The following is a 1,234-nucleotide window of genomic DNA, read 5'->3' as shown; positions in this document are numbered from 1 at the left end:
AACAAGGCATGTTAATTATACATAGGCGGAACGTAAACAAATAATATGTTAAATACTTTAGAGAAAGGGATTGGATGTAAATATGGTTGCACAAAAGGTTGTCAAGCAGTCTGCTATGTTGGTTCTTATAAGTTCCTTAAAAATTAGGTAGACAATAGCAATGTAAAGAGGTGAAACTATGAGCAGATATACGAGCAAAATTCAAGGTACTTACAGTACTGTTATTACACCAAGAGGATGTATAGTGTGTAGTAATAACTGTTTACAAACATGTTCAGGTTCATGCCATGGAGATTGTAAGAAAACGTGTTCGGGAGGATGCGCAAAAAACTGTAAAGGTGGTTGTACCGGTCTTAGTAACAAAATTTAGTTATTCAAAATTAGGAGAGGGAGAAATCCCTCTCTTTAAAGGATTAGGCATATGAAAATATTATTGAAAATATTAAAAAAAAATGCGCGTAATAGTATTGTGTGTGTTATGAGTGCTATTTTAGTTGCAATTATGTTATTTGTCTTTCTAGGAGTTAAAGAATTGGTTCTTGGAACAATGAGTATGGAAGAAAGGGTTCGGTCGCAACAAGGAGTTGCGATTCAAACGTACATGTATATATTGCTGTTTATTGGTCTGATTTTGATCAGCTATACAGTAAGCAATTATAGCCGGATAAGAATCAAAGATTATGGAATGTTTATGGTATTCGGAGAAGAAAAGAAAGATATTATCCGGATGATAATTCTGGAATATGGGATTATCTGTGGTATTTCGTGGCTGATTGGGTGTGTAGTGGGAACGCCTTTTGTAATTCTTCTTCAGTCTATATTCAGAAAAGAAGGGATTCAAACAGTTCAAGATCCATGCTGGTTTCTAAAGAATATTGGAAGTACATGTTTTTATATGTGTGTTATTTTGTGCATTGCAGTAATCATGAATATAATAAAAATTCAAAACAATTCACTGGCTTCGCTTTTGAATACGGAACAGAAAAGGGGGACGGTTCCGTCTGTTAAAGCAAGCGTGATAGGTGCGATTGCAGGGCTGATCTGTTTTGTGTCTGCAATTATTCTTTTTTCGAAGGTTCCTATGACATATCCACGTATGAAATATGGAGTTCTTTTTTCGCTGACCGGATTATATCTTTGGTTTACTTATTTGGGAAATGTTATATTGCGATGGGTGAAAAAGAAAGAAAAATGGTATGACAGACATATTCTTACGCTAAAAACGTTGTATCAC

At 34.8% G+C, this 1,234-nt stretch carries 1 protein-coding gene; it reads left to right on the top strand.

Going from position 1 to position 1,234, the window contains the following annotated elements:
- Nucleotides 1-421: 421 nt before the first annotated feature.
- Nucleotides 422-1,234 (top strand): FtsX-like permease family protein (locus JQM82_RS15700; protein ID WP_235251358.1); only part of this gene is annotated, 813 nt, incomplete at its 3' end.

The organism is Faecalicatena contorta (genome assembly GCF_021531995.1).
GTDB classification, from domain to species: domain Bacteria; phylum Bacillota; class Clostridia; order Lachnospirales; family Lachnospiraceae; genus Dorea_A; species Dorea_A contorta_A.
This window is presented reverse-complemented; position numbering and strand designations above follow the sequence as displayed.